The organism is Ruminococcus bromii, assembly GCF_002834225.1.
GTDB classification, from domain to species: domain Bacteria; phylum Bacillota; class Clostridia; order Oscillospirales; family Acutalibacteraceae; genus Ruminococcoides; species Ruminococcoides bromii.
On sequence record NZ_NNSR01000026.1, the window covers coordinates 46380 to 71405 of the forward strand.

Consider the following 25026-nt stretch of genomic DNA (forward strand, 5'->3'; position numbering starts at 1 on the left):
ATAGGGCTTTGCTACGATAAAAGCAGAAGGAAATATATGAAAACATTAGGAGAAGTCTTTTCCTCCCAGTTTGGCATAAATCTGCCGCAACAGGCTTCAAAGGGAGAATTGACACAACTTGACATCAATAAACAATCCCGTTTAATAATTTTGTCAGTTAATTTCAGCGAACTTATCGGTCGTGATTTGCTTTTTGAAGCCGAAAAAAGCATCACAAAGGTTCTTGCATACCACGCCGTAATCAAGCCGCATTTTCCGACAGAGTTGTTTTCTGCCGATTATTTTCCCCAGCTCTACGCAGCTGTAAGGCGAGATATTCCAAGCATTAACGGAACTCTCAACAATGCCGAGGTTAAGTTTGAAAACAATACTCTGACAATCAATCTTCTCAACGGCGGAAAAACACTTCTTGACAGTAAAGGTTTTGATAAGGCACTTGTAAAGCAGATTTACGAAGAGTTTAACCTTCACATTTCCGTAATTTATACAGGTACATTTGAGGTTGAAGAAAACAACGAAGAATACAAAGCGGCAATTCAGAACGCTCAGGAGAAAATCAATCGGGAAAATCTTCAAAAAGCTGCTGAATTCTATCAGGAAGAGGCTGAAACTGCAAAACAAAGAGAAGAAATACACGCTGAAAACACTACTGCCGAAATTGAAATTCGTGAGGGTAAATTCTCAACTCCTCAGATTGTTCAATCCTCAATCCGTCCTTTATACGGAAGGTCGATTAGAGGAAAGATGATTCCCATTTCATCAATTTCAGGTGATTCGGGAAGAATCGTTGTATGGGGCGATGTATTTGATATTGAAAAGAAAGTTACTAAAAGCGGTGACAAAAATATTTTCACTATCGACATAACCGATTACACAGGTTCAACAACCGCTAAGATATTCAATTCAATTAAAGAATCAGCCGTAATTGACAACATCAAAAAGGGCGACACAATTGTTGTTCAGGGCGATGTTGAATACGATAAATACGCAGGTGAGCTTGTTGTCAACGCCCGCTCGGTCGGCACTGCCCAAAAAGTCAAGGTGGTTGATAATGCCGAGAAAAAGCGTGTTGAGCTTCATATGCATACAAATATGTCACAGATGGACGCCGTGACATCGGCAGGTGACCTTGTAAACCGTGCTTATCAGTGGGGACACAAGGCAGTTGCGATTACAGACCACGGTGTCGCACAGGCGTTCCCCGACGCAATGAAGGCCGCAGACAAAATCAATAAGGACGAAGAAAAAATAAAAGTCATCTACGGTGTTGAGGCATACTTTATGGATGACCTTGTAGAGTCCGTAAAAGGTGATGCCGACACAGGTTTTGACGGCACATTCATCTGCTTTGATATAGAAACAACAGGTCTTTCAGCCGCCCGTGACAAGATTACCGAAATCGGCGCAGTAAAGGTTGAAAACGGTATAATTACCGATAAATTCTCAACTTTTGTGAATCCCGAAATGCCGATTCCGCAGAAAATTACTCAGCTTACAGGAATTACCGATGAAATGGTAAAGGACGCTCCTTCACAGAGCGAGGCTGTCAGTGCATTTTTGGAGTTTGCCGGTGATAATGTTCTTGTTGCACACAACGCACCGTTTGATACATCATTCATTGCAAAAGCCTGTGAAGATATGGGAAGGGAGTATAACTACACTTCAATTGATACGGTTGCAATTTCAAGAGCAATTCTCACCGATATAAAGAACTGCAAGCTTGACACCGTTGCAAAATTTTTAAGACTTGGTGAGTTCAATCACCACAGAGCAACCGACGATGCCGAAATGCTCGCAAAAATTTTTATAACCCTTTGCCGACGGCTTACAGATGATTTCGGCATAACAAAAACCAATGACATTAACACAAAGATAGCAGGCGGAGATTTTAAAAAGCTCCCAACCTATCATCAAATTATTCTTGTAAAGAATAAAACCGGTCTAAAAAATCTATACAGACTTATTTCTTACAGTCATCTTAATTATTTCTATAAAAAGCCGAGAATCCCCAAAAGCGAGCTTGTAAAGTACCGAGATGGACTCATTATCGGTTCTGCTTGTTGTGCAGGTCAGCTTTACATGGCAATTCTTGATGGCAAGCCGTGGGGCGAACTCAAGCAGATTGCATCATTCTATGATTATCTTGAAATTCAGCCTGCAGGCAACAACAGCTTTATGATTCGTGACGGCAGATTTGATTCTGTTGACGAGCTTCACAAAATCGACTCCACAATTATTAGGCTTGCTAAAGAACTCGGCAAACCGGTATGCGCAACCTGCGATGTTCATTTTATGGATCCTACTGACTCTGAATTCAGAAAAATTCTTATGGCAGGTCAGGGATATAAGGATGCTGATCAGCAAGCTCCGCTTTATTTCAGAACAACCGCCGAAATGCTAAAGGAATTTGAGTGGCTCGGAAAAGATAAAGCATATGAGTATGTTGTGGAGAACCCAAACAAAATTGCCGATATGTGCGAATATATCAGACCTATTCCAAAGGGAACATTTCCGCCTAACATTGAGGGTGCGCAAGAACAGCTTATTGACATTACATGGAAAAGAGCAAAAGAGAAATACGGTGATCCATTGCCTGAAATCGTAAAGGCAAGACTTGACAAGGAGCTTAATTCAATAACAACCTACGGATTCTCCGTGCTTTATATGACTGCTCAAAAGCTTGTTGCAGACAGTGAAGCACACGGCTATCTTGTCGGTTCAAGAGGATCTGTAGGTTCATCGTTCGTGGCTACTATGTCGGGTATTTCTGAGGTTAATCCGCTTTGCCCGCACTATGTATGCCCAAACTGTAAACACAGTGAGTTTATCACAGACGGCAGTTACGGCTCAGGCTTTGATATGCCGCCAAAAAACTGTCCCGAATGCGGTACTCTTATGGATCAGGACGGCCACGAAATTCCGTTTGAAACATTCCTTGGCTTTAAAGGCGACAAAGTGCCTGATATCGACCTTAATTTCAGCGGTGAGTATCAGTCAAAATCCCACCGTTACACGGAAGAGCTCTTCGGCAAAAACAATGTGTTCAAAGCGGGAACAATTTCTACCGTAGCCGAAAAAACAGCCCTTGGTTTTGTAAAAAAGTACGCACAGGAACGAGGTCTTGTAATGCACAAGGCTGAGGAAAAGCGTCTTGCAATCGGCTGTACGGGTGTTAAGAGAACCACAGGTCAGCACCCCGGCGGTATGGTTGTTGTGCCGAGAACAAACGATGTTTACGATTTCTGCCCTGTTCAGCATCCTGCAAACGATGTGAACTCAGATAACATTACAACTCACTTCGACTTCCATTCAATTCATGATACAATCACAAAACTTGATGAGCTTGGACACGATGTTCCGACAATCTATCATTATCTTGAACTCTACACAGGTATCCCCGTAATGAAGGTTTCAATGAGCGATCCCGAGGTTATGTCGCTGTTTACTTCCCCGAAAGCACTCGGAGTTACTGAGGAGGATATCGACTCAAAAACCGGTACATTCAGCCTTCCTGAATGCGGTACGGCTTTCGTAAGAGGAATGCTTGTTGAGGCACAGCCCAAAACCTTTACCGACCTTTTGCAGATTGCCGGTCTTTCGCACGGTACCGATGTATGGCTCGGTAACGCTCAGGAGCTTATTCATAACGGTACCTGCACAATTTCGGAAGTAATCGGTACTCGTGACTCGATTATGACCTATCTCATGCACAAAGGTCTTGAGCCCGGCATGGCATTCAAAATAATGGAGATTGTCCGTAAAGGTAACGCAACAAAACTTCTTACAGAAGAACACTTCAAGGCTATGCGTGAACACAATGTTCCGGAATGGTACATTGATTCGTGTATGAAAATTAAGTATATGTTCCCGAAAGCTCATGCCGCGGCTTATATGATTGCTACGCTCAGACTCGGCTGGTACAAGGTTCATAAGCCCGTTGAGTACTATGCTGCATATTTTACCGTACGAAGTGAAAATCTTGACGGTGCAATTGCCATGCAGGGACACAAGGCTGTCCGTGACAAGATGAACAACATAAAGCAAAAGCAAAGTGTTCATGAAGCAACCGCCAAGGATGAAGCAGAGTATCAGACCTTGCAGATTGTCAACGAAATGATGGCAAGAAAAATTGAATTTCTTCCTGTTGATATCTATAAATCCGAGGCAAAAATGTTCAAGGTGGAGGACGGTAAAATCAGGCTTCCGTTTTCATCGTTACCGGGTGTAGGCGGTGCCGCTGCAGATTCACTTGCCGAAACAGGCAAGCATACAGAGTATCTTTCTATTGAAGATATGCAGATAAAAACAAAGGTTACAAAGGCTGTTATTGAAACGCTGAAAGACGTCGGAGTCCTCAATGATTTGCCGGAAAGCTCACAGATGTCGTTATTTTAAGGAGTTGTTTAAATGAAAAAACTGCTTTCGCTAAAAACTCTGCTGATTTGCATTTCATTTACGGTATTTCTTTTACTTGTAAAAGACAATATGAATGTTTTGTGGTCGGCTCTCGGTTGGATAACAGGCATAATTACTCCGTTTGCAATCGGATTTCTTTTTGCCTATATTCTCAACTACCCCTACAAATTTTTCTACACAAAAGTTTTCGGTCGGATGGGGCGAAAGCGTAAATTTCTTGCTAACTTCAGAAAACCCCTTGCACTTATCATAACATACGCAATTGTTGTGGCAATTTTTGTAATCATCATATCTATTGTAGTTCCTCAAATTGCAGCCAGCCTGTTCAGTCTTATCAACAGCCTGCCGCAATACGGCGGAGTTCTTTCGGATATGACAAAGACAGTTGTTCATTGGATTAACCATACATTCAGTATGGAAATTGACGCAAGCGAAGTAATAAATAACTTTTTTAAGTATATCACTAACTTTATTTCAGCAGGTAATATCACAAGCTTCCTCGGAAATTCAACAAATGCTGTGTTCAACGCCATTATGTCAATGTGTAACGGTGTGTATAACTTCCTGCTCGGAATCGTTATTTCCGTTTACTTTCTTGCAGCAAAGGAAACCCTTTGTTATCAAATAAAAAAACTTGCGGTTGCTTTTATTCCGATAAAGTATCTCCCGAAAATCTATGAAATAATTGATATTACAGATACAAAATGCGGTCGTTTTCTCGTTGGCGATATTATTGACGCCGCTTTTCTCGGAATCCTTACATTCATCACAATGTCAATTTTTCAATTACCTTATGCTCCGCTTATAGCTGTGCTTATAGGTGTAACAAATATCATTCCGTTCTTCGGTCCGTTTATCGGCGCAATTCCGAGTGCGTTTATCCTTTTCCTGATTGATCCTATTGATATGATTATTTTTGTAATCATTATCGTAATTATCCAACAGCTTGACGGCAACCTTTTCAAGCCGAAGATTATCGGCAGTCAGGTCGGTCTTTCAAGCTTCTGGGTACTGTTCAGCGTTATCGTTGGCGGAGGAATGTTCGGTGTGCTCGGACTTATTCTCGGAACGCCGATTTATGCCGTAATCTATGCTCTTGTCGGCAAGAGAGTTAAAAACAGAATTGAATCAAAGGGCAAAATTGCTCAGGAAGCACTTGATTTCGAGGTGCTTAACTACACCAAAATTGCCGCAGAGCAGAAAAAGCTTCGTGAAGAAAAAGAAATGCAGCATAGAGAAAAAATTATGAAATTCATCAACCGAACCAAAACAAACGGCGAAGACGATTCTTTGGAAAATTCAGATGAATAACTGAAAATTTCCCGTTTTATCTTATTGGTGTTGACAAATCAAGTTTAGTGTGTTAATATATTACCGTATTAACACACTAAAGCGTTTTGAGAGGTAATTATGAAGAAAAATTTGAAAATTACTCCCGAGGGAACAAAAGATTTTCTTTTTGCCGAATGTTCCGCTATGGATTATATCTGCACAAGCATTGAAAAGGTATTTGTAAAAGGCGGTTTTAAAAGGGTAATAACTCCTGCCCTTGAATTTTATGATGTCTTTTCAATTCCGTCAAGCGGAATCTCGCAGGAATCAATGTTTAAGACAACCGACAACAAGGGCAGACTTCTTGTTGCTCGTCCTGACTCCACTCTGCCGATTGCAAGAATGGTTTCTACAAGACTGAAAAACAATACACTTCCTGTTCGTCTTTATTACAAGCAGGCAGTATATCGCAATAATCCGTCACTTGCAGGAAGAAGAAACGAATTTCTCCAAATGGGTGTTGAGCTTCTCGGGGCAAAAGGAAAAAGAGCCGACCTTGAAATTCTCACCTCGGCAATAAAGAGCATTTCAGCCGTTGCCGATGATTTCAGAATTGAACTCGGACACGCCGAAGTATTCAATGCTCTGTCAAAAGAACTCGATATTGATAACGATTACAAAGAAAAAATCAGAGTATCAATCGAAAGTAAAAACTACTCGGCGCTTAACAATCTTCTTGACAAACTCAAGCCTTGCAAGACAGTTTCCGCAATCCGTTCGCTCCCGTCACTTTTCGGCGGTGAAGAAGTGTTTGATGAGGCATATGACATCTGCAAAGGTACAGGCGCCGAAAACGCTCTTGATTATCTCCACACAATCTATAAAGAACTTTCCGTGCTTGAACTCGGCAACAAGCTTATCATCGACCTCGGACTTGTTCAGAGAAACGATTACTATACGGGAATCGTATTTTCAGGGTATATTAACGGAATCGGTGACGCTGTTATTTCGGGAGGAAGATATGACGATCTTCTCAGCGAATTTGACGCTCCTATGGGTGCGGCAGGCTTTGCGATTGATACAGACGCAATTACAATGAAACATCTTTCCGATGATGATGTAAATTATTCAGATAATCCCGATGTTCTCGTTTTTGCAGAAAACGGACATGAAATGAAGGCTCTCAGATATGTTGACGAGCTTAATGAAAAGGGAATAAAGGCACAGTTCAGCGTACTTGAAACTCTTGAAGAAACAGAACAGTTTGCAAAATCAAGAGGAATAGCTAAAGTAGAAATAGTATAATCAAGCTGTCGGAAAGGATTAAATATGAAACCATTAAGAATTGCTCTGACAAAGGGCAGACTTGAAAAGACTACAATCGAACTTCTTGAAAAAATCGGATATAATTGTGATGAGGTAAAAAACAAGGGAAGAAGGCTTATTCTTCCGATCGGTAACAATGATTTCGAAGTTGTGCTTGCTAAAGCCGCAGATGTTATTACATATGTTGAGCACGGTGTGTGTGACCTTGGTGTTGTCGGCAAGGACACAATTCTTGAAAACGGTTCATCTTTTTATGAACTGCTCGATTTGGGCTTCGGCAAATGCCGTTTTGCCCTTGCAACAAAAAAAGATACTGATTTTTACAGCGGTTACAATACAAAAACTATCGCAACAAAGTATCCGAATGTAACCAGAGCTTTTTTTGACGATAAAGATATGGATGTAAGAATTATTAAGATTGAGGGTTCCGTTGAACTTGCCCCTCTTGTAGGTCTTGCAGACGGTATTGTAGATATAGTAGAAACAGGTTCAACGCTCAAGGCTAACGGACTTGAAGTAATTGAATGGGTATGTGATATTTCAGCAAGACTTATTGCCAATACGGCAAGTCTTAAACTGCGCAAGGCTGAAATTGAAGAATTGCAGAAGAAACTGGAGGCTGTCACAAAATGATTACAACTGTTGTAGCAGACGGAAAAAACGAATATGAATTTATTGATTTGCTCAAAAAGAGAGCGCAGAATTCAGATAAAAATGTAGTTCCGATTGTTTCGGAAATCATCGAAAATGTTGCAGAAAACGGTGATAAAGCCGTAAAGGAATATACCGTTAAATTTGACGGAAAAGCACCTGAAAAGGTAGAAATTACTTCCGATGAAATCGACAGCCTTATTGAAAAATGTGATAAGGATTATCTTGAAACAATCAAAAAAGCAGCCGCAAATATTGCGGATTTCCATAAAAGACAGGTTCAGCAGAGCTGGCTCACAACAAAGAATAACGGTGTAATGATGGGACAGAGAATCAGAGGTCTTAAAAGAGTAGGTATCTATGTTCCGGGCGGCACAGCCGCATATCCCTCATCAGTTCTTATGAACGCAGTTCCCGCCAAAATTGCAGGTGTTGAGGAGATTATTATGTGTACACCTCCGCAGAAGGACGGTACACCGAATCCGAATATCATCGCCGCCGCAAAGGTAGCAGGTGTTGACAGAATCTTCCTTATGGGCGGTGCACAGGCAGTAGCCGCACTTGCATACGGTACAGAAACTGTACCGAAGGTTGATAAAATCGTAGGACCCGGCAATATCTTTGTTGCAACAGCAAAAAAACTTCTTTACGGAACAGTTGACATTGATATGATTGCCGGTCCGAGTGAAATACTCATCATTGCCGATAAGTCTGCAAATCCCAAATTCCTTGCCGCAGACCTTATGAGTCAGGCAGAGCATGACAGGCTTGCATCTGCAATTCTTCTTACCGACTGCGAAGAGCTTGCAAAAGAAACTGAAACAGAGCTTGAAAAGCAGATGACCGCTCTTTCAAGAAAAGATATTATCCGCTCATCGGTTGACAATTTCGGCGCAATTATTGTATGCAGTGATATGTCACAGGCGATTGAATTTGCTAACGAGCTTGCTCCCGAACATCTTGAGGTTTGTTGTGAAAACCCAATGGAGTATGTCGGCAAGCTTGATAATGCCGGCTCTGTATTTCTCGGCAACTACAGTCCCGAGCCTCTGGGCGACTATTTTGCCGGTCCTAACCATGTTCTTCCGACAAGTGGCACGGCAAGATTTTTCTCACCTCTTTCGGTAGACAGCTTTGTAAAGAAATCAAGCTTTATTTACTATACGGAAGACGCTTTGAGAAAAGATGCCGAAGATGTAGTTCGCTTTGCAGAAACAGAAGGACTTACAGCACACGCAAATTCAATTAAAGTGCGTTTTGATATGAAATAAGAATGGAAGTTATGCAATGTCTTATGAATTAAACAAAAAAATCCGTGAACTTGAACCGTATGAACCAATCAGCGGTACATATAAAATTCGACTTGATGCAAACGAATGTCCCGAAAATTATCCTGATTTCATCAAAGAAGAAATCAAAAATGCAATTGATACAATTGATTTCAACCGCTATCCCGATCCGCTTGCGGAAAAGGTTGTTACGGCTTTTGCGGATTATTACGGAATCAATCCAAAATATGTAACCGCAGGCAACGGCTCAGATGAACTTATCTTTTTGGTTGAAGCCGCATTTATGGAAAAAGGGGACAGGATGCTTTGCGTTGCTCCCGATTTTTCAATGTACAAATTCTATTCATCAATCTGTGAGGTCGAATGTGACACATTTATCAAATCTGACGACCTTTCAATTGATACGGATGCACTTATTGAAAAGGTAAATCGTGACAATATCAAACTTCTGCTTTTTTCAAACCCATGCAATCCGACAGGACAGGGTATGACCGACGAAGATGCACGCAGGCTTGTTACAAGCGTAAATGCACTTGTAATTCTTGACGAAGCATATATGGATTTCTGGGATCAGAGTCTTATAAATGAGGTCGAAAAGTATTCAAATCTCATTATTTTCAGAACCGCATCAAAGGCAGTAGGCTCAGCGGCACTCAGACTCGGTTTTGCCGTTGCAAATGAAACAATTTCAAGAGCTGTAAAAGCGGTAAAATCTCCGTACAATGTGAACACATTTTCTCAGGTTGTCGGCAGTATAATATATAAAAATAAAGATTATCTCAAAAACAGACAAAAAACAATTGTCAGAAACAGAGAAAAGCTGTATAATGACTTATTGGAGTTGTCCGCTCTTTCCGATGATTTTAAGGTTTACAACAGTTGTGCAAACTTTGTTTTTGTTAAAACATCATTCGGCAAAGACTTGTGGAACTATCTCAAGGACAATTCAATTGTAATCCGTTTTATGGGCGATTACATCAGAATTTCCGTTGGCACAGAAGAAGAAAATGAAGAACTGATAAGTTGCATTAAAACTTATTTATCGAGGTGATTATATGCGCAGTGCATATGTTGAGCGTAAAACGAAGGAAACCGACATAAAGCTAAAACTTAATCTTGACGGCGGCGATATTAAAATTGATACAGGCATAGGCTTTTTTGACCATATGCTCAATTCGTTTGCCACTCACGGCAGATTCGGACTTGAGGTTTCGGTAAAAGGCGATCTCTATGTTGACGAACACCACACCGTTGAAGACACAGGTATAGTTCTCGGCAAAGCATTTGCAGAGGCTCTTTCAACAAAAGAGTCAATTGAAAGATTCGGCAGTTTTTATGTTCCTATGGACGAAGCGCTTGCGTTTGCATCGGTTGACATCAGCGGCAGACCTTATCTTGTATTCGACGCTGATTTTCCGCAGGAAAGATGCGGCGGCTATGACTGTTCAATGACAGTAGAATTTATGCGTGCATTTGCATTTAACGCACAAATCACACTTCACCTCAAATCTGTTTACGGTGACAACTCTCACCATATCACAGAGGCTTTGTACAAGGCTTGCGCACACGCACTCCGTCTTGCAGTAAAGCAAAATTCTTCAAATGTACTTCTTTCTACTAAAGGAGTGTTATAATGATTATTTTACCCGCTATTGACATAAAAGACGGCAATTGTGTCCGTCTTTTCAAGGGTGATTATGCAACCGTTCAGAAGGTAGCAGAGTCCCCATATATTGCCGCTCAGGGCTTTGCTGACGCAGGTGCAGAGTGGATGCATATGGTTGACCTTGACGGTGCAAAAGATGCAAAGCTTGTTAATGCCGATCTTATTGCAGATGTTGCAAAAGTCTCGGGACTTTCTGTTGAGGTCGGCGGAGGAATCCGTGATATGAAGGCGGTTGAATACTATCTTTCAAGAGGAATAAACCGTGTTATTCTCGGTTCAGCCGCAGTTAAAAACCAGCAGCTTGTTATTGATGCCGTAAAAGAATACGGCGAGAGAATTGTAGTTGGCATTGATGCAAAGGAAGGCATGGTTCGTGCAGAAGGTTGGATTGACAATTCGGAAATCAACTACATTGAGCTTGCAAAGCGTATGGAAGATGTCGGAGTAAAGACTATTGTGTTCACAGACATTGATCAGGACGGTACTCTTGCAGGTCCTAACCTTAAACAGCTTGATAACCTTGCTCACGAAGTCAGCTGTAATATTATCGCAAGCGGCGGTGTTGCAGTTCTCAAGGATATCATAAATCTTGCAGAACTCGATGTCTACGGTGCAATCTGCGGCAAGGCTATTTACACAGGTTCGCTCGATTTGAAACAGGCGATTGAAGTAACAAATAAAATCTGAGGTAATTATGGATCTTGATAAATATTTTGTAAAATCCGAACTTATTCCCGCAATTATTCAGGAAAAGTCAACGGGTGAGGTACTTATGCTTGCATATATGAACCGTGAAAGTATGCAAAAAACTTTTGAAACCGGTTACACATGGTTCTGGTCAAGAAGCCGTCAGGAGCTTTGGAACAAGGGTGCAACATCAGGTCATTTACAAAAGGTAATTGATATATATGCCGACTGCGACGACGATACATTGCTCATCACAGTTGAACAGACAGGTGCGGCCTGCCACACGGGAAATCATTCCTGCTTTTTTAAAAAATTAAAATGAGGAGAATTTTAATATGAACGACAGAGAAGTTCTTGAAGCACTTTATGCTACAGTAGAAAACAGACGAGATAATCCAAAAGAGGGTTCATACACTTGCTACCTTCTTGATAAAGGAATTGACAAGATTCTTAAAAAAGTAGGCGAGGAGTGCAGTGAAACAATCATTGCGGCAAAGAACGATGACAACAGCGAAACTGTTTATGAAATTGCTGACCTCATCTATCATCTCACAGTTATGATGGTAAAGCTTGGTATTCCGCTCGAGGATGTTCTTGCCGAGCTTGACAAGAGAAGTGAGAAGACAGGAAACCTTAAAAAGTTCCATGTTGTCGATAAAAATTCTTAATAAAGACGAACAAAAAGGCCCTATGACTTTGGTCATAGGGCTTAACAATATGTAATATTATATTATTTATGCGTTAACAAATGCGAATTTTGAAATGGCCTGTTTGAGATTATCGTCAGGCTCAGATTCAAGAAGAAGCTCAATCGGCATTTTTTCATCAATTGTAAAAAAACCCATCAAAGAATGAGCGTCAACGGTATTATCGCCGTTTCTAAGCATCATTACTGTATCCGGAAAGTGAGCAAGAGTTTCAAACATATCGATCATTTCTTTTTTATCTTTTATTGAAACCGGTACAGAAAACAAGATCTCACCTCCATTGTTTAACTTGTCTATATTTTATCATTGATATTTGTTAAAATCAACAATAAATTGATGAATTTTTGCAATTTCAACTATTTACCTAAAAAAGGATGATTATTAAATGAATTTTAATATAATAACACTCGGTTGCAAGGTTAATCAGTATGAGTCACAGGCAATGCGTGAAGATATGCTGAAAAACGGTTTTCTTCTCTCGGATGACAGGGACAGGGCTGACATAACAATCGTAAACAGCTGTACGGTAACATCCGTAAGTGATGCAAAAAACCGCAAGATTCTAAACCGTGTCCGCCGTGAAAATCCTGACGGAATTGTTATTTTAACCGGCTGTATGCCACAGGCTTTCCCCGAAGTAAGCGAGAACTTTTCAAATTGCGATATCGTTCTCGGCAATGCAAAGAGAGCCGAACTCGTTCCTTCAATTTACAAGTTTCTCGAAGAAAAACAGAAGTTTGTTCATATAACAGAGCATATCGGAAAAGGCGAAAAATACGAAAACCTTTCCGTATCGTCACTCGGCGAGCATACAAGGGCTTTCATTAAAATTGAGGACGGTTGCAACAGATTCTGTTCTTACTGCATTATTCCGTATGCAAGGGGCAGAGTGCGTTCAAAATCTCTTGAAGATTTAAAGGCAGAGCTTATTCAGGTTGCCGCAAACGGTTACCGTGAGGTTGTTCTCGTTGGTATTAACCTTTCCGCCTACGGTCTTGACGAAGATTTTGACCTTGCTGATGCTGTAGAATGTGCTTGTTCAGTTGACGGAATCGACCGTGTAAGACTCGGTTCAATCGAACCCGAAAGAATGGATAAAGAAATGATTGCCCGTCTTGCCGCACAGCCAAAGTTCTGTCCGCAGTTTCATCTTTCACTACAAAGCGGTTGCGATAACACACTCAAAGCAATGAACCGTCACTACAATTGCGCCGAATACGCTGAAATTGTTACAAATCTCAGAAACGCTTTTGAAAACAGTTCTATGACAACCGATGTAATGGTTGGATTTGCCGGTGAAACAGAGGAAGACTTCAACGCATCTCTTAAATTTGTAAAGTCAATCGGCTTTGCAAAGGTGCATATCTTCCCGTATTCACGCCGCAAAGGCACTGTTGCCGATAAAGCACCAAATCAAATTGATCCCCAAATTAAAGAGCAGAGAGCCAAAATTATGGAGCAGGTCTGCGATGAAACCAGAAGGGAATTTCTTAAAGAGCAGGTTGGCCTTTGTGAATCTGTTCTCGTTGAAAGGCTCCGTCACGGTTATCTTGAGGGTTACACAAAGAACTACACGCCTGTTCATATTAATTCCGAAGATACAAATCTCTGCGGTAAAATTATTGATGTGAAAATTACAAAATCATTTGATGACTACTGCGATGCTGAATTAGTTTAAAGCGTTAATCAGATTATTAATCTCTTTTTTTGCAGTATCATCCTCAAGGCTATTATAGCTGTAAAGCATAAAGCCCCTGACAGATTTGTTGTTACGCAAAATATCGTATTCATCGGCAAGAATACTGTCGCTTAAAAGCCATGTTTCTTCGTCATATTCGCCGTTACCTGCCTTATAACCGCCAAGACCGACATACAATTTTACATTTTCGTCAAAATCAAGAGATGTCCAGCTGTCAAGGCAGTCTTCAAAAGTCAGAGCTGGGTTTTCAAGGCTAAAGTAAATTTGCGGACAGATGTAATCTGCAAAGCCTTTACAGGTACACCACGATTTTACATCGGCATACAATCCGTCATTGTTACCTATATTGCCTTGCGGTGATATGCCAAACTCAACTGACGAATCCACACTTTTTATTGTTCTGTAAACCTTACAAATCAGCGTATTTACATTTTGCATTCGCCAATTATCAAGACTCATACAGTTTTCTTTACCGTATTTTTCAATATAAGCCTCATACTGCTTTTCATCAAAACTTTCATCCTCAGTAGGGTAGAAGTAGTCGTCAAATTGTATCCCGTCAACATCATATTTTTCCGCAATTTCCTTTACACCATCGCAAATAAGCTGTTGTGCAGTTTCATTTGACGGATCAAGAAAAATTCCGTTGTCGGTTTTTATGGCAATTTCGGGATTTTTTATGTAAGGATTGTTGTCTGAAAGTTTACTCGGAGTTTCATTTGAACTGACTCTGTACGGATTTATCCATGCGTGAATTTTCAAATTGTTTTCTTTGCATATATCACACATAATTTGCAGTGCGTCATATTGAGGATTTTCACCCTGCGTACCCGTGAGAATATGTGACCACGGAAAATAGCTTGACTTATATAATGCGTCACAAAAGGGGCGTACCTGTACAATAAGTGTGTTGAAACCGCTTTCACGGCATTTTTGTGCTATTTCGGTAAATTTATCTTCAAACGCTTTTTGTGCTTTTGAGCTTTCATTTTCCATAGAAAGCTCCATATATGATACCCACACACCACGCATTTCTTCATCACTTTCGGGTGTGTCGGTAGTTGCCTTTGATGATAAAGCTGCAATGTTGTCGATATCATTCTGCTTTTTAGGCGGTTTTTCTCTTGTAAATGAGCTTATGCAGATAACGGTTAACATAGCTATTACAGATACAATAATCGGAACAATCTTTTTGTTTTTCAATCAAATCATCCTTTGGAGTTCTCATGGAAATTTTCATCATATACATTTGCATCATCAGCCTGATATCAATTATCGTAACAGTCTGTGACAAATACTTTGCAATTCACCGCAAATGGAGAGTAAGAGAAAGCACATTGCTGATTCTCTCCGCACTCGGAGGAAGTGTTGCAATGTACATTACAATGCAATTAATCAGACACAAAACAAGACACATTAAATTTATGCTCGGCATACCGATAATATTTATTATTCAGCTGATAATTCTGTTTTTTGTTTGGAGGATGATTTATGTCTGACAGACTGTATTTTCCCGTACATGACGAATGTGACAATATGCTTGCTCAAAGATTTCTGCGTGATAAATGCGGTCTTTCTGCAAGAATAATAACACGGCTTAAAAGAGAAAAAGACGGTATTTTGATGGACGGGAAAATTTTAAGAACAATTGACTGTGTGCAAAGCGGAAAAACCGTTTCAATTGCAATTCCCGATGAAAAATGTGAAATTGAACCGACAAAGGGGACGCTTGATATAAGATATGAGGATGAACATTTTCTTGTGGTAAACAAACCGCATTCCATGCCTGTTCATCCTGTAAAGCAGCACCAAAGCGATACGCTTGCAAATATTGTTTCGTACTATTGCAGTCAAAACGGCAAGCCGTTTGTATTTCGGGCAATTAATCGACTGGACAAGGATACCTCAGGGCTTGTTCTCATAGCCAAAAACCGTTTTACAGCCAATGCCGTAAAAAATAAAACGCATAAAGTCTATTACGCTTTATGCGAGGGTGAAATAAATATTGAAGGTGTAGTTGATAAGCCAATGGATTTGCGTGATGATTCCAAAATGGTGCGAATTGTCCGTGATGACGGAATGAAAGCAGTTACACACTACAAACCGCTTATTGCAACAAAAGATTTTACATTGCTTGAATTGTGGCTTGAAACCGGCAGAACACATCAGATTCGCTGTCATATGGCTTATTTAGGGCATCCGCTTATGGGCGATGACTTGTACGGCGGAAAACTTGATAAAATTTCAAGGCAGGCACTTCATTGTGCAAGACTTGAATTTTATCATCCGATAAAAAATGAATACATTACTGTTACTGCCGAAATTCCCGAAGATATGCAGTCTGTAATAAACAACAAAGAGGATTGAACTTTTAATTGTTCAATCCTCTTTTAGTGTTATTTAACTCTGTCTACGCTGTAAATTGTAAATCCGTTGAATTCCTTTTCATCCTTGTAAACAATGATGGAATCTTTTTTGCCGTAATATTGGTTAAGATAATTTTCTTTGATAAAAGTAATGTTCTTATCGATAACATATACATTTCTTCCGTCAACGACCGCCTCATAAATATTTGTTGAGAGGTTGCGGTTCACAAGCTGATTTGTCCGATGAAGATAGCCGAAACCGTCAACATTACTGAGAAAATCTGAAGAAAATCCCCAAAGCGGATGAATATAGTTATCGGTATATGAAATATATTCTTTAGCTGTTACAGGGTCGAGAACATAGTAATTTTCAGGATGGCGTTCAACCTCAGTGTAAAGGTCACTCGGCTTTTTGTCATATGAAACAGGAGTGATATGGAAGAAATATGATACACAGCTTGCCACACCTAATATCACAAGTACAATAACCGAAATAAGGACAGTTTTTCTGCTTTTATCTGTAATATTGCTGTATTCATCTTTTCTGAGATGACCGAAATCAAACGAATACATTGTAAACGAAAAAATCATCAGCAAAATTCCGTACATTGTGTATGCCGAAGAATCCATTGCATAACGAACATACATACAAGCCGCAAATCCCACCGCAAAATACAAAGCAGGGAAGAAGGCAAATCTTTTTTTCTGAACGGTAACAAAAACAACCATAATGGCAAGTATTACCGCAAAAGCAATAAGATATGAATCAAAATTTATAATATGTCCCCATGCATCTGAAAACAATGCACCCGCATTATCAAAAAAATTATACGGATTTTCCCGTTTTTGAATATCTGCAACCTTTTTAAGGGCAGCAGTATTCAGTCCGTTGTTTTCATCATAATATCCGTCAACAAAAAGTTCATACTCATTTGCCGAATTTATTCCGACCGAATTAAGCTCCTCACAGTAATCGGAATAGTTTGGAAAAGCATTATCATCGGTCTTATCGGCAAGGACGCTGTATCTGTACAGCCCCGAAGTTTCTGCATTTGCATTATTGACCGAATATGAATAATATTCAAGACCGCAGCCGACAAGAACAATAAAGACAAATACAAGCACAAAAGGTCTGAAGTACCAGAAAAATTTTCTGAACGGCAACTTGTACTTCCTTTTTGCAATCATATCACCGATGAAGAATGCAATGAAAAATGCAAGTCCCACAAAGAAATATTTGAAACATAAAAATGTTCCGAATATAACTTCAAGTACACCAATCCAAAACGGGAGAGAGTACCTTTTATTTCTGATTGCATTAAGTGCCATCAGAAACCCTGCCGTAAGCAGCAAAGCTGCAGTTTTACTGCTTAAAATGTTTGAATAATGGTCAAATGAAAACAAAATATTCAGCACAAGAGTGAATATGAAAGCCTTGTGCTTTCCAAATTTATCGGCAAAAACAAATGTAACAGAAGAAAAAGCGGCACAGGAGAGAAGAATTTGAAAAAGTACAAAACAGTTGAAATTCAAAAGAATGTACTGCAATGAACCGGTAATTGTCGCAAAAATGTAGTTAATATCATTATTGTAATAGTTATGATACTGACAGATATATAAAGAATTGTAAAAATCGTCAGCACTGTCATAGGAAAATGCAGTAACACCTATAATCAAAGCCATAATAACAATATTAATTGCCAAAGCAAAGAAGGTCTTGCTTTTTAGTGCGTTTAATATTTTATCTTTCATAATAACTCCTCTGCATTATCTTTCTTGTTTAAAAATCACTTTCTTGATCTTCTTTCGTTAATCAAAAGCTGAAGATTCTTCTGTTCGTAAGTATTAAATTTAACATTCTTCTCAAATTCTTCGGCTGTATATTTGCCCTCATACCATGACTGCGAGTTAAAGTATGCATTAAGGCTTGCGTCCTTAAAAATTCTGCCTCGTCTTGCATAAATCTCATTAATTGCAAGCTGTAAGTCGTTATCACTCAAAGCGCTTACCTGTGCGTTGCTGAGATATGAAGAATCGCTGTTAGGGAAGATAAATCCGCCGTTATTATTAGTGTTTGTATTGCTTGATGACTGTGCATTTGAACTCTGTGAATTTGAATTGCCCGATGAGCTGTTCTGACTATTTGATGACTGCTGAGCCTGTGTTGCAGGAGCTTCTGTTTCTCTCTGAATCTGTCCGCTTGAGATAACAAGTTTAACAACTGTACCCGTACTTGCGCTTGTGTCACCTTCCGGAGTCTGGGAGATAATATATCCTTCCGGATAATCATAACTGTATTCATAGTCAGAAATTTCAACGGTAAAGCCTGCCTGTTCAAGAAGCTTCTTACCGTAACTGTAACCGTAACCGACAACAGGAACAACATTGTTATATGAAGAAGATGTTGTAACCTGTTCTGTTGTAGCAGGAACAGTAGTAGGTACTGCCGTACTCGGTGCCTGTGTGGTTACTTCGGCAGATGTTGCAGTTTCGGCTGTAGTAGTTTTATTGTCAGTAGATGAATTTGACAAACCGTTATAAACGCAGAAACCGATAAATCCGAGTGCAGCGGCAATTACAACCGCACAAAGAACAATAATAAATTTATTCTTCTTTTTCTTTACATTCTCTTTGTTATCATCTTCATTCTCATATCCGAATTCATCTTTATTATCGTTTTCAAAACTGTTGTCATCAAAACTTGTCTTATCATCAACAGTTTTTGTATCTTCAACCTTATTTTCTGCAGGAACAGCACTCGGCTCATCATCGAAGAAATCACCGTAATCTTTAACAGAATCACTTGAAGTAAGATTATTTTTGTGGTCAGCTGCCGAGTAATTTTCAAACACATCAGTACTTGTAACAGTAGGGAGAACCTCAGGTACAACCTCATTTTCGCCGCTGTTGCTTGAAATGTTTTTGTATTCTTCAGGCTTTTTATCATCAACAACATTCTTATTGTCATCAGTTTCTGAATCAGAAGAGAAAGAACTTATATCCTCATATTCAGTTGTATTGTCATCTGTCTTTAATTCTGTATTTTCAGGCTCATCAACTGCATCAGTAACATCAACGACTTCAAAACCGCCCTCATTATCATTTTCGTCTGATTCAGCAGTATCTTCTGCTTCCACAGAAGCGTTTTCAGCAACAGGCAAAGGTTCCTCCTGATTCAGAACACCGTCAATACTAAGCTGTTCAGCCTCACCAAATTCATTATCGAGAACAGTATCTTCAACTGTCTGAACTTCATCTTTTGCGTCAAAATTATCCTGAGGTTCAGTCGGCTCTGTATCCTCAAATTCATCGTAATCGTACTCTTCAAATACATTACCGTCAAAGTCGGTGCTTTCGGGAACAACAACTTCGGGATTTGGAGCAGGGGAGGAAGTTGCAATTTCATCTTTGATAGATGTAAGAGCGTTTTTAATGTTTCCTGCATTCTTCCAGCGGTTTGCATTATCGGGCTGACACGCAATCACAATAACACTCTTGAGCTTTTCGTTGCCCTCGGACGGTGCGGTAACAGCCTTGCCCGAGAATCTCTCCTTACACGCAGAATCTCTGTCACAGGAATCATTTTCAAACGGAATTTTACCGCCGTTGCACATTGCATACATAATTATACCGACAGAATAAATATCGGTTGTATAGTCAACATTTTCCTGTCTGAACACTTCGGGTGCAATATAAGACTTGTCGTCAATTTTGCCCTCAAATTCGGTAAATCCGCCGATTTTATACTTTCCGTCTGCTGTTACAAAAATATTTTTTGGCGAAATATTACCGTGAAAAATATTCTTTGTTTCCAAAGTTTCAAGCAGACTGCTCATCTGAATACCAAAATCAACAACTTCATCCTCAGCGAAAGTTTTGGTTTTCATAAGTTCATCAAGGCTTGTGAGTTCTTCCGTAAATATGTACAAATCACAGGTTTCTTTGTTCTGATTATCCTGAACATAAACATCCAGATAGTTTGAAACGCCGTCAAGATTCTTTACGGATTCAATAAAATCAGCCTCTTCGGCGAAATATTCGGCACGCTCATCATTATAATTATTTTTGCCGATAAATGCGTGTCTGAGAATCGCATTCTGAGCAGTATTTTTATCAATCTTTCTTGATACCTTGTAAACTTCACAGCCGTTGTCTTCCCCGACAAATGAAGTAACCTTCCAATCCCTTAAATCTGCCGGCAATTTTATCATTTTTGCCATATTAACACTCCTTAAATGTTTCCTTATTTTTTCATATTTATCTAAATTAAGTTAATCTACCCTTATTATCTCATTCTCCGAATTATTGTACCATATTACAAGCTGTTTTACCATAGATATTTCAATTTTTTAAAAAATAATTCTAATTTGTAATTAAATCCGACATAAAAACAGCAGTCCGCCTAAACGAACTGCCGAAAACATAGCTGCAGTAAAATATCTTACCTGAACCTATTTGATTTTTATTTTTTCCTTTTTGTTTACTCCGATAATTCCGCCTATACATCCTCCCAAAACAGATGATATCAGTTTTAGCAGGGTTAATATTGTTATAGGTTCACCGTTAAAAATCAACGCAATAGAGGTTATGACAAGAAAAATAAAAAATCCTGTCAGCGAACCAACCGCAAGTCCTGCACTTCCTGTAATTCTTGATGATATTATTCCCGACATCAGCGCAGCAACACCGACCATTCCTACTGCGCAGTAATCAAGTATATCTGCCGAAATTACTCCCGCTGACATCATCACGGCCGCAAGCAAACACATCAAAATTACAAGTATGAGTATTCCGCATACTGATGAAAACAGAACGGCCTTTGCAAGTAATTTTTTATCAGACATAAAACAACCCCCGAATATATTCTGTTACAAATATATTCGGGGGAAAGAACATTCATTCAAAAAGTTATTCTTTTGTAGCTTTAGTTTCATCGGAATCTTTCTTCTTGCCAAAACCGAAGAAGCCTTTCTTTTCAGGCTGACCTGCCTGCTGTGGCTGTTCCTTAACTGTGTCAACAGTAGAAATACACCACTTTTTAAACTTCATCTTAACTCTGTCAGAGCCTGTTTCAATGATGATAGCGTCTTCGTCGTCCTTAATAGCAACTACTCTGCCCATAATTCCGCCGATTGTTGTAATTTCATCACCGATCTCAAGAGAGTTACGAAGCTGAGCTTCTTCTTTTTTCTTCTTTGAGTTAGGTCTGATGAGGAAGAAATAGAGAGCCGCAAAAATAGCAACATAGAAGAGAATCATAAAAATCATACTTGATGACTGATTTCCGCCGCTTGCGCTTGCTTCAGCAACTACAGGTAAAAAGTTTGTCATTTTCGTCATTCCTTTCATACAATGTACTGATTATATCAGTTTTAATCACATCTTGCAAGTGTTTTTTCTGTTTTGAAAAAATATTAGATACGCACGCCTAAAATATTGCGATATTTCTCGTAAAATTCCATATATGTGCCGTTGTCAAGCTGAGTTCTGATAACTTCCATAAGATTATTGTAAAAATAGAGGTTGTGCAAAACAGCAAGCCGCATTCCGAGCATCTCACCGCTCTTGAGAAGATGTCTTATGTATGCCCTTGAAAAGTTTCGGCAAACAGGGCAGTCACAATGCTCGTCAATCGGGGATTCGTCTGTTTCATATTTTGCATTATTGATGTTACGCACTCCGTCCCAAGTGAAGAGCTGACCGTGTCTTGCGTTTCTGCTCGGCATAACACAGTCAAAAAGATCAACGCCTCTTGCAACACTTTCAAGAATATTCACGGGAGTTCCGACTCCCATAAGATATCTGATTTTATCTTTCGGAGCAAACGGCTCAACCTCTTCAATGATATGGTACATCGTTTCGGCAGGCTCACCCACGGCAAGACCTCCGATTGCATAGCCGTCAAGATTAAGCTCCGCAATTTCTTTCATATGATTGACGCGCAAATCGTCATAGATACCGCCCTGATTTATGCCGAACAGCATCTGGTTTTTATTTATGGTATCATCAAGACTGTTGAGCCTTTTCATCTCTGCAACACATCTTTTAAGCCATCTTGTGGTTCTTTCAACGCTGTTTTTTGTATATTCATATGGAGAAGGGTTTTCAACGCATTCATCAAATGCCATCGCAATTGTAGAAGCAAGATTTGACTGAATTCTCATACTCTCCTCAGGTCCCATAAAAATTTTGCGGCCGTCAATGTGAGAATTGAAGTAAACGCCTTCTTCTTTAATATTTCTCAACTTTGCAAGAGAGAACACCTGAAATCCGCCGCTGTCGGTAAGGATAGGACCGTTCCACCTTGTAAATTTGTGAAGTCCGCCCATTTGCTTAACCTTTTCATCACCCGGACGAAGATGCAGATGATAGGTGTTGCAAAGCTGAACCTGACATTTTATATTCTTTAAATCAAGCGCAGAAACAGCACCCTTGATTGCACCGCATGTTGCAACATTCATAAAGGCAGGAGTCTGAACCGTACCGTGAACCGTAACGAACTCGCCCCGTCTTGCGCTGCCTTCCTTTTTAATTACCTTAAACATAAATCCGTAAAATCCTCCTATGATATGAACATAGCGTCACCGAAAGAGAAGAATCTGTACTTTTCCTTTACAGCTTCTTTATATGCATTCATAATAAAATCATATCCCGCAAAAGCGGATACAAGCATAATAAGTGTACTTTCCGGAAGATGAAAGTTAGTAATAAGTCCGTCAAGCACTTTAAATTCAAATCCGGGATAAATAAAAATATCCGTAAATCCCTCGCACGGCTTAATTTCTCCGTACATTGCCGCAACACTTTCAAGCGTTCTGCAGGATGTCGTGCCGACTGCAATAACCCGTCCGCCGTTTTTCTTGGTTTCATTTATGAGCTTTGCGGTTTCTTCGGGGACTTCGTAATGCTCGCTGTGCATTTTATGCTTTGTAACATCGTCAACCTTAACGGGTCTGAATGTACCGAGTCCCACATGAAGTGTAACATACGCAATCTTTACACCCTTAGCCTTGATTCTGTCCATAAGCTCGGTTGTAAAGTGAAGTCCTGCCGTCGGAGCTGCCGCAGAACCGAGTTCATGGCTGTAAACCGTCTGATAGCGTTCCTTATCCTTAAGCTCGGCAGTAATATAAGGCGGAAGAGGCATCTGACCGATTTTATCAAGAGTTGTAAAGAAATTCTCTTCGCAATCAAAATCAACTATTCTGTTGCCGTCATCCTTAACATCAACAACTGTTGCACGCAAAATTCCGTTGCCAAACGAAAATTTTGTGCCGACTTTTGCTTTTTTACCCGGCTTGCAAAGTGTTTCCCAACGGTTGTTCGCAACCTGCTTCAAAAGCAGAAATTCAACTTTTGCACCTGTTTCGTCTTTGATACCGTAAATTCTTGCAGGCAAAACTCTTGAATCGTTGGCAACAAGAAGGTCACCCTCGTTAAGATAATCAATAATGTCATAAAAATGTTTATGCTCCAGAGTTTGTTTTTCTCTGTCAAGCACAAGCAGTCTTGAACTGTCTCTCGGTTCAAGCGGAGTCTGTGCGATAAGCTCTTTCGGCAAATCGTAATAAAAATCACTCGTTTTCATTTTATTTCCTTTCAAGAACTAAAATTGCTTTTTAAAAGCTGTTCTTATAAAAATCCTTGTAAAACACAAGTATTTGCCCTGTAAAATTCTCAAAATAATTGACATTACCCTTTTTAAATGATATATTATTTTATTATGAGCAGATTGCACAATCGACAAACAGTCGTGTTTTCAGACATCTCTTCATATAATATAATATTTGTTTGAATAAGGCAACCGCTTTTTTAAAATTTGTTTAATTCGGAGGAATTATTATGAAAAAGTATAAAGTCGGTATTATCGGCGCTACCGGTATGGTAGGTCAGCGTTTTACACTTCTTCTTGAGAATCACCCGTGGTTTGAGGTTACTGTTCTTGCCGCAAGTAAGAGAAGTGCAGGCAAAACATACGGTGAAACAGTTGAAGGCAGATGGCATATGACTACTCCTCTTCCGGAGAAGTACAAGGATATGGTTATTGTTGACGCTGAAAATGTTGAAGAGGTTGCATCACAGGTTGATTTCTGTTTCTGCGCAGTTAATATGAAGAAGGATGAAATCCGTGATCTCGAAGACAGATATGCAAAGGCTGAATGTCCTATCGTATCAAACAACAGTGCTCATCGTTTTACAGATGATGTTCCTATGGTTATTCCTGAAATTAACGCCGATCACATTAAGATTATTGACGCTCAGAGAAAGCGTCTCGGCACAAAAAGAGGCTTTGTTGCAGTTAAGTCCAATTGCTCACTTCAGAGCTATGTTCCTGCAATTCATCCTTTAAAGACACTCGGCGTTGACAAGGTTCTCGCCTGCACATATCAGGCAATTTCAGGCGCAGGCAAAACATTCAAGACATGGCCTGAAATGGTAGATAATGTTATTCCTTACATCGGCGGTGAAGAAGAGAAGTCAGAGCAGGAGCCGCTTAAAATCTGGGGTAAGATTGAAGGCGACAAGATTGTTAAAACAGACGATATTTCAATCACATCACAGTGCATCCGTGTTCCTGTATCAGACGGTCACACAGCAGCTGTATTTATGTCATTTAAGGACGGCGTAAAGAAACCTACTGTTGAAGAAATTATTGACATTTGGTCAAACTACAGCGGCAGAGCACAGGAACTCAATCTTCCGAGTGCGCCAAAGCATTTTCTCCATTATTTCACAGAACCCGACCGTCCGCAGATTAAATCTGAAAGAAATCTTGAAAACGGTATGGCAGTATCGGTTGGCAGATTAAGACCTGATACTCAATATGATTACAAGTTCGTTTGTATGTCACACAACACATTAAGAGGCGCAGCAGGCGGTGCAGTTCTTCTTGCAGAGCTCCTTTGTGCTGAGGGCTACATGGACTGATTACTTACGGAGGTAAATT

22 protein-coding genes are annotated in these 25026 nt (G+C 39.8%); 14 read left to right on the top strand and 8 right to left on the bottom strand.

The genetic code is table 11. The features are described from left to right. Positions 1–36: 36 nt before the first annotated feature. The 10 genes from RBATCC27255_RS01715 to hisE all read left to right on the top strand — a co-directional run bounded on the left by RBATCC27255_RS01715 (position 37) and on the right by hisE (position 11975). Positions 37–4395: a PolC-type DNA polymerase III gene (locus RBATCC27255_RS01715; RefSeq protein ID WP_101028459.1), complete on the top strand. Its 4359-nt coding sequence runs from the start codon at positions 37–39 to the stop codon at positions 4393–4395. Positions 4396–4407: 12 nt separating this feature from the next. Further along, positions 4408–5727: an AI-2E family transporter gene (locus tag RBATCC27255_RS01720; protein WP_101028460.1), complete on the top strand. Its 1320-nt coding sequence runs from the start codon at positions 4408–4410 to the stop codon at positions 5725–5727. A gap of 99 nt (positions 5728–5826) precedes the next feature. Further along, on the top strand, positions 5827–6993 hold the full coding sequence (gene hisZ / locus RBATCC27255_RS01725; RefSeq protein WP_101028461.1) for an ATP phosphoribosyltransferase regulatory subunit: 1167 nt from the start codon (positions 5827–5829) through the stop codon (positions 6991–6993). Positions 6994–7017: 24 nt separating this feature from the next. Continuing rightward, the gene (gene hisG / locus RBATCC27255_RS01730; RefSeq protein WP_015523882.1) at positions 7018–7647 is read left to right on the top strand and encodes an ATP phosphoribosyltransferase; all 630 of its coding nucleotides are present in this window, start codon (positions 7018–7020) and stop codon (positions 7645–7647) included. Then, positions 7644–8936 carry a histidinol dehydrogenase gene (hisD, locus tag RBATCC27255_RS01735; RefSeq protein WP_101028462.1) on the top strand — a complete coding sequence of 431 codons (1293 nt, stop codon included), beginning with the start codon at positions 7644–7646 and terminating at the stop codon, positions 8934–8936. The genes hisG and hisD overlap by 4 nt, the downstream gene beginning before the upstream one ends. Before the next feature lie 16 nt (positions 8937–8952). Beyond that, on the top strand, positions 8953–10005 hold the full coding sequence (gene hisC / locus RBATCC27255_RS01740) for a histidinol-phosphate transaminase (protein ID WP_101028463.1): 1053 nt from the start codon (positions 8953–8955) through the stop codon (positions 10003–10005). Between the two features lie 4 nt (positions 10006–10009). After that, positions 10010–10588 (top strand): imidazoleglycerol-phosphate dehydratase HisB, encoded by a 579-nt coding sequence (gene hisB, locus RBATCC27255_RS01745; RefSeq protein WP_021883055.1) that lies wholly within the window; start codon positions 10010–10012, stop codon positions 10586–10588. Next, complete coding sequence (gene hisA / locus RBATCC27255_RS01750; protein WP_101028464.1) at positions 10588–11307, top strand: 1-(5-phosphoribosyl)-5-[(5-phosphoribosylamino)methylideneamino]imidazole-4-carboxamide isomerase; 720 nt, start codon at positions 10588–10590, stop codon at positions 11305–11307. Before hisB ends, hisA begins: the two co-directional genes overlap by 1 nt. A 7-nt stretch (positions 11308–11314) precedes the next feature. After that, positions 11315–11629 carry a phosphoribosyl-AMP cyclohydrolase gene (gene hisI, locus RBATCC27255_RS01755; RefSeq protein ID WP_015523877.1) on the top strand — a complete coding sequence of 105 codons (315 nt, stop codon included), beginning with the start codon at positions 11315–11317 and terminating at the stop codon, positions 11627–11629. Between the two features lie 13 nt (positions 11630–11642). Further along, entirely contained in the window at positions 11643–11975 is a 333-nt protein-coding gene (hisE, locus tag RBATCC27255_RS01760; RefSeq protein ID WP_046432104.1) for a phosphoribosyl-ATP diphosphatase, read from the top strand. A gap of 66 nt (positions 11976–12041) precedes the next feature. Here the strand turns inward: hisE and RBATCC27255_RS01765 are convergent, their stop codons facing one another. After that, a complete protein-coding gene (locus RBATCC27255_RS01765; RefSeq protein WP_101028465.1) occupies positions 12042–12281 on the bottom strand; it encodes a hypothetical protein in 240 nt (79 codons plus the stop codon). A gap of 118 nt (positions 12282–12399) precedes the next feature. Between RBATCC27255_RS01765 and mtaB the strand changes: the two genes are divergently transcribed. Continuing rightward, complete coding sequence (gene mtaB / locus RBATCC27255_RS01770; RefSeq protein WP_101028466.1) at positions 12400–13692, top strand: tRNA (N(6)-L-threonylcarbamoyladenosine(37)-C(2))-methylthiotransferase MtaB; 1293 nt, start codon at positions 12400–12402, stop codon at positions 13690–13692. On the opposite strand, the gene RBATCC27255_RS01775 is transcribed toward mtaB, so the two are convergent. Further along, a complete protein-coding gene (locus RBATCC27255_RS01775) occupies positions 13684–14916 on the bottom strand; it encodes a glycoside hydrolase family 10-like protein (RefSeq protein ID WP_101028467.1) in 1233 nt (410 codons plus the stop codon). The two genes, mtaB and RBATCC27255_RS01775, sit on opposite strands and share 9 nt — an antisense overlap. 23 nt (positions 14917–14939) lie before the next feature. Between RBATCC27255_RS01775 and RBATCC27255_RS01780 the strand changes: the two genes are divergently transcribed. Together RBATCC27255_RS01780 and RBATCC27255_RS01785 are read left to right on the top strand one after the other, a co-directional pair. Next, complete coding sequence (locus RBATCC27255_RS01780; protein WP_015523875.1) at positions 14940–15212, top strand: DUF1294 domain-containing protein; 273 nt, start codon at positions 14940–14942, stop codon at positions 15210–15212. Next, positions 15205–16080 carry an RluA family pseudouridine synthase gene (locus RBATCC27255_RS01785; RefSeq protein WP_101028468.1) on the top strand — a complete coding sequence of 292 codons (876 nt, stop codon included), beginning with the start codon at positions 15205–15207 and terminating at the stop codon, positions 16078–16080. The genes RBATCC27255_RS01780 and RBATCC27255_RS01785 overlap by 8 nt, the downstream gene beginning before the upstream one ends. 29 nt (positions 16081–16109) lie before the next feature. Here the strand turns inward: RBATCC27255_RS01785 and RBATCC27255_RS01790 are convergent, their stop codons facing one another. From RBATCC27255_RS01790 to queA, 6 genes are all read right to left on the bottom strand, one after another. Then, entirely contained in the window at positions 16110–17831 is a 1722-nt protein-coding gene (locus RBATCC27255_RS01790) for a hypothetical protein (protein WP_101028469.1), read from the bottom strand. A 35-nt stretch (positions 17832–17866) separates the two neighbouring features. After that, positions 17867–20299: a YARHG domain-containing protein gene (locus tag RBATCC27255_RS01795; RefSeq protein ID WP_101028470.1), complete on the bottom strand. Its 2433-nt coding sequence runs from the start codon at positions 20297–20299 to the stop codon at positions 17867–17869. 231 nt (positions 20300–20530) lie between these two features. Next, the gene (locus tag RBATCC27255_RS01800) at positions 20531–20923 is read right to left on the bottom strand and encodes a TIGR04086 family membrane protein (RefSeq protein WP_101028471.1); all 393 of its coding nucleotides are present in this window, start codon (positions 20921–20923) and stop codon (positions 20531–20533) included. Positions 20924–20987: 64 nt separating this feature from the next. After that, positions 20988–21410 carry a preprotein translocase subunit YajC gene (gene yajC / locus RBATCC27255_RS01805; RefSeq protein ID WP_015523867.1) on the bottom strand — a complete coding sequence of 141 codons (423 nt, stop codon included), beginning with the start codon at positions 21408–21410 and terminating at the stop codon, positions 20988–20990. 83 nt (positions 21411–21493) lie between these two features. Next, entirely contained in the window at positions 21494–22624 is a 1131-nt protein-coding gene (tgt, locus tag RBATCC27255_RS01810) for a tRNA guanosine(34) transglycosylase Tgt (RefSeq protein WP_101028472.1), read from the bottom strand. 17 nt (positions 22625–22641) lie between these two features. Beyond that, positions 22642–23667: a tRNA preQ1(34) S-adenosylmethionine ribosyltransferase-isomerase QueA gene (gene queA / locus RBATCC27255_RS01815; protein ID WP_046433253.1), complete on the bottom strand. Its 1026-nt coding sequence runs from the start codon at positions 23665–23667 to the stop codon at positions 22642–22644. Positions 23668–23921: 254 nt separating this feature from the next. Between queA and asd the strand changes: the two genes are divergently transcribed. Beyond that, entirely contained in the window at positions 23922–25007 is a 1086-nt protein-coding gene (asd, locus tag RBATCC27255_RS01820) for an aspartate-semialdehyde dehydrogenase (protein WP_101028473.1), read from the top strand. The last annotated feature ends 19 nt before the right edge of the window (positions 25008–25026 follow it).